6 protein-coding genes are annotated in these 4506 nt (G+C 46.7%); 5 read left to right on the top strand and 1 reads right to left on the bottom strand.

What is annotated here, in order from left to right; translation table 11 throughout:
- The 3 genes from OXG10_08750 to OXG10_08760 form a co-directional block, all read left to right on the top strand.
- A partial coding sequence (locus tag OXG10_08750; protein MCY3827442.1) for a metal-dependent hydrolase occupies positions 1–458 on the top strand: 458 nt, incomplete at its 5' end.
- Positions 459–534: 76 nt separating this feature from the next.
- Positions 535–1221 (top strand): outer membrane protein assembly factor BamD, encoded by a 687-nt coding sequence (bamD, locus tag OXG10_08755; protein ID MCY3827443.1) that lies wholly within the window; start codon positions 535–537, stop codon positions 1219–1221.
- A gap of 143 nt (positions 1222–1364) precedes the next feature.
- On the top strand, positions 1365–1823 hold the full coding sequence (locus OXG10_08760) for a nuclear transport factor 2 family protein (GenBank protein MCY3827444.1): 459 nt from the start codon (positions 1365–1367) through the stop codon (positions 1821–1823).
- On the opposite strand, the gene dksA is transcribed toward OXG10_08760, so the two are convergent.
- Entirely contained in the window at positions 1820–2179 is a 360-nt protein-coding gene (dksA, locus tag OXG10_08765) for an RNA polymerase-binding protein DksA (GenBank protein MCY3827445.1), read from the bottom strand. The two genes, OXG10_08760 and dksA, sit on opposite strands and share 4 nt — an antisense overlap.
- Before the next feature lie 81 nt (positions 2180–2260).
- Between dksA and OXG10_08770 the strand changes: the two genes are divergently transcribed.
- Positions 2261–3139, top strand: coding sequence for a 50S ribosomal protein L11 methyltransferase (locus OXG10_08770; GenBank protein MCY3827446.1), 879 nt, complete (start codon positions 2261–2263; stop codon positions 3137–3139).
- A 60-nt stretch (positions 3140–3199) separates the two neighbouring features.
- Positions 3200–4429 (top strand): transposase, encoded by a 1230-nt coding sequence (locus OXG10_08775; GenBank protein MCY3827447.1) that lies wholly within the window; start codon positions 3200–3202, stop codon positions 4427–4429.
- Positions 4430–4506 lie beyond the last annotated feature (77 nt).

The raw sequence follows: 4506 nt of genomic DNA on the forward strand, positions 1-4506 counted from the left end.
GCTCAAAGGGAGTTCAGAACTGCAGGCCGTGTAACAAGGGAGGCAACGTGGTCATAGACGGAATAAGGTTCACAGTGACCCACGCCCAGCACAGCAGCAGCATGAAGGAGGAAGACGGAGCTGTCATCTATGGCGGGGAGCCGGCCGGCTACATAATAAAGTTTGAAAACGACTACACAATATATCATGCCGGAGATACCAACATTTTCGGTGACATGAAACTTATATCGGAGATATATAAACCACAGCTGGCAATGCTGCCCATCGGAGATCTCTTCACGATGTCTCCGCTTGAGGCATCGTACGCATGCAGGCTGCTTAACGTGAAATGGGTCATCCCCATGCACTACGGAACTTTTCCGCTTCTGGTGGGAACTCCGGATGAACTGAAGTCACTGACCAAGGATATGGATTCGCTGAGCGTGGTTGCCTTGGAACCGGGACAGCAGATCACATGACTTGCAGAGAACTTTTACTTCAGAACTAAAGGAGCTTCTTTGTTCTCATAAAAAGACAGGTTCACAAAAAAGAATTATGAAAAATCCGGCAAAATTATTAATCACCATCGCCGTGCTCCTTACGGTTTCCTGTGGGGGAAAGCAGGCGATTTACGAAGGAACAGCAGAGCAACTTAATGACGAAGTGGTTGAAGAACTTAACAAGGAAAGCGGTTTTCCCTGGATATTCGGTGGAACAAATTACGACAAAGTATTCGACATTCTCAAGGAAATACAGATCCGCTATCCCTATACCAAGTACGCCGCGCTAGCTGAACTCAGAAGCGGTGATGTTTATTTTAAAAAAAGGGAATACACTCTGGCCGCTGAGGAATACGAAAATTTCATAGCGAATCATCCGGGTCACGAAGAACTTGATTACGCAATGTATCGCCTCGGACTCTCCTACTATAAGATGAAAGCGGGGAAGGACAGAAACCATTCAAAGCGGCTTCAGTCAATAAAGTGGTTTACACTGCTTAATAAGACCTATCCCGACTCACCGTACGCTGAGCAGACGCAGGATAAAATCGAGAGATCCAGAAGAATGCTCGCGGAAAGAGAAATCTACATAGGGAAATTCTATCAGAAGAAAAAGAACTACGAGGCGGCGGCGCAAAGATACAGAAACGTTCTTGAAAATTACCCCGATACCGAATACGCCGAGAAAGCCAGGAAGCTTCTAATAGAGGCTGAGGAAAAATTATCCAAGCAGTCATCCTAGGAGAAACCTCTCCCCGAAGCTGCGGGCAAGCAATCCGCCACGTGAATTTAACGACAAGATAATTTCCCGGGCGGCTGTGCTTATCGATCCGGAACGCGCAGTTTGATCAGACGATGTAATTCCACTCAAACAAAAAGACAGACATGGTGAAGACATACAAGCTGCTTGCATATCTAGTCACGATTATCTTTCTCGTCTCCTGCGGGTCTTCTGAAGAAGAGGAGATAAACCTGCTTTTGGACAAGAGAGTCAGGTCCTTTCAGCTAAAAGACCCTGAAATGTATTCTGAGTGTATACACGAAGATTACAGGGTAACTTCAGGGGAAAAAGTTGTTGACAAGCACGAACTGGTAAGCAGGTTCAAGGACCAGGTATCCACCATTGACACGGTATCATTCGGCGAATCCGAAAGATACATATACATCAACGGGACAGACGCAAGGGTAATGATGCTCTCTTCGATTGACGTAAAGATCGATAGTTATTCAATGACATATAAAGCCAGAGAGGTTATTAACTTATCGAAAGTACTGGGAAAGTGGAGAATAACCAAGGAGTCTATGCTTAACTTGCTCAGCGGAACTATGATTCTTGATAACTAGCCGAATTTCTTTTCAATATCTTCCTGCTCTTCCTTACACTCTATGCAAAGAGTAGTCTCCGGTCTTGCAATCAGTCTCTGTTCCGAGATCTCCTCTTCACACACCTCACAGATTCCGTAAGAACCATTCTCAAGTCTCGCGAGCGCGTCGCGTATTTTCCGAAGCAGCTTTCTCTCCCTGTCCCTTTCCCGCAGTTCGAGAACCCTGTTTGACTCGGATAGCGCCCTGTCAAGTGGGTCTGGGAAAGAATTGGACCCCTTACTCATCCTATCAACAGTATCATAGGCAATGCCCAGTATATCGGACATTTTCTGAATCAGGATGGTTCTTACCGTCTCCCTGGTTTCCGCTTTCATGGAGAATATTATATATACCTACGCTTTTTTGTAAATTTGACGAAGCGCGACAAATACAATTAATTATCCGCCATGGCGAGAATGAAGAGACTTACGATTGAGTTGCCGGGAGAACTGGCTGCTCTTGTTTCAGATCTGCTCTTGGGTCTTGAAGCCGGAGCGGTTAGCGAGGAGCAAAGAGACCACAGAGAACCATTAATTCATGCGTATTTCAAGGAAGAAACGGACATTGCGGGAATCATAACAACCGTAAGGGAGTTCTCTATGCTTTTTAGCGAAAACGCCGAGGCGGTCCGGTTCACCACCCGATACATAAATCAAGCAGACTGGGAAGGTTGGAAATCCTATTTGAAACCGGTAAGGGTGAGTCGTCGAATAGTTATCAAACCCCCATGGGAAAAACAATACAAGGCGGAGCGGGGAACCAAGGTAGTTGAAATAAATCCGGGAAACGCCTTTGGCACGGGACATCATGAAACAACAAGAATATGCGTAAGTTATCTGGACGAAATTATCGAAAAATCCCCAGGGTGTTCTGTTTTTGACGTGGGATGCGGGAGCGGTATTCTGGGTATCTGCTCGATCAAACTGGGAGCATCCACTTCGTTTTGCGCAGACATTGATTTCAAGGCCGCAAAAGAAACCATCTCGAATTCCGCAAGAAACGCAACTTCCGACAAGGTAAAAGTCTGGTGTGGTTCTGCAGACTGCACACGGAAAAAATTCGACGTGGTTGTTTCTAACACATCCAAGGATACTCTTATCTCAATGAGGGAGAATCTAAAAGAGAGACTTCTTCCCCTAGGGCATCTTATAGTGTCCGGCATACAGGCAAACGAGAAACGGGAAGTAGCCGAAACTTATGGAAACTCGGGTTATGATATTGTCAGTGGGAAGGTCGAGGGCGGATGGGCCGGACTTCTCCTGAGGTTAAAGAAAACGAGGAAGCCTGCAGAATGAACTCCTTTGAAAATTATATACCTATTTCCCCAAATAATATGATGGGTATGATATGCTGCGATGGCTAGAGAAATACGCACAGTAGAGTTTGTCGTTCTGCCAATCACTAAGACGAAGGCAAAGAAGATGTTTCAGATAGCCGGAGCCTGCCGGTATGTCTGGAACCATTTTCGGGAGAAGAACCTTACGGACTATCAGGCATTCAAAAACGGCAAGGGAGAAAGACCGAAAACAAGTTGTTTTTCTCTGGGGGTGGAGTTCACAAAGCTGAGGCACAAGACGCATTGGATGCTTGAACTTCCCGCCAATCCTGTAAAGCATACCCTCAAGTATTTTGCCGACGCGCTTGGAGAAGCCATGGCAGGCAAGAAGGGGTTTCCAAAGCCAATGAGCAGAAAGAGGACCGCCCCCGGCTTCACGCTTCCAAGCAGGGAAAATTTCTGTATAAGAAGAATGGACAGAAAATATTCCCTGCTTCGCATTCCCGTGGTCGGCTGGGTAAAGATTACCCGTGGGGGAGGCAATCCATGGGAGAGCGGCACACCGAAACAAGTGGTGCTTCGCCATGACGGACACAGGTGGCGTGCCTTTGTTTCCTACGAGGTTGAAGTGGAGAAAAGGCCGGATGACGGTGAGGTTCTCGGAGTTGACATGAACGCACGCCAGGTTGCCACTTCAGATGGAGATTTCTATCATCTGCCCGATTTAAAGAAAAAAGAGAAGCGAAGGAAGTGGTATCAGAGAAAAATGGCAAGGCAGGCAAAGGGGTCTAACAGAAGGAAAGATACGAAAAGAAAACTTGCCAAGGTAAGCAGGAAGATAGCCAATACACGGAAGGACTGGACCCACAAGACCACAAGGGATATCTCCGGGAAATGCGGAACTATAGTCGTGGAAGACTTAAACGTTAAGAACATGACTGCTTCCGCGAGAGGTACTGTAGAGAATCCGGGAAAAAACGTGAAGCAGAAGGCAGGACTTAACAGGGCGATACTTGATACAGCCTTTGGGGAAATAAGAAGGAATCTTGAGTACAAATGCGGGAGACTGGTGGAAATAAACCCCGCATACACAAGTCAGACATGCTCTGAGTGCGGGCATACAGATAAAGAGAACCGCAAAACCCAAGCGCGGTTCCTGTGTGTGAGTTGCGGATTTGCGTCCAATGCGGACACGAATGCCGCAATGAACATAAGGCGTCTGGGAATGGCGCAACTGCACGGAGAGGGTACTGGTATTAGCACAGTCCCTGCGAACCGTGAAATTGATACGAGGTTATCCCATGGGTAAACAAGTATATAATTCCCACTCCTTTAAAACTATAGAATGGAAAGACGACAGGGTCTTAATGATCGACCAGAGAAAGC

It is taken from the genome of Candidatus Dadabacteria bacterium, assembly GCA_026706695.1.
Lineage (GTDB): Bacteria > Desulfobacterota_D > UBA1144 > Nemesobacterales > Nemesobacteraceae > Nemesobacter.

What these genes read in the sequence shown, in the direction of transcription:
- bamD (MCY3827443.1), top strand. Translation starts at nt 535, where the DNA reads ATGAAAAATCCGGCAAAATTATTAATCACCATCGCCGTGCTCCTTACG.
- OXG10_08760 (MCY3827444.1), top strand. Translation starts at nt 1,365, where the DNA reads ATGGTGAAGACATACAAGCTGCTTGCATATCTAGTCACGATTATCTTT.
- dksA (MCY3827445.1), bottom strand. Translation starts at nt 2,179, where the DNA reads ATGAAAGCGGAAACCAGGGAGACGGTAAGAACCATCCTGATTCAGAAA.
- OXG10_08770 (MCY3827446.1), top strand. Translation starts at nt 2,261, where the DNA reads ATGAAGAGACTTACGATTGAGTTGCCGGGAGAACTGGCTGCTCTTGTT.
- OXG10_08775 (MCY3827447.1), top strand. Translation starts at nt 3,200, where the DNA reads ATGGCTAGAGAAATACGCACAGTAGAGTTTGTCGTTCTGCCAATCACT.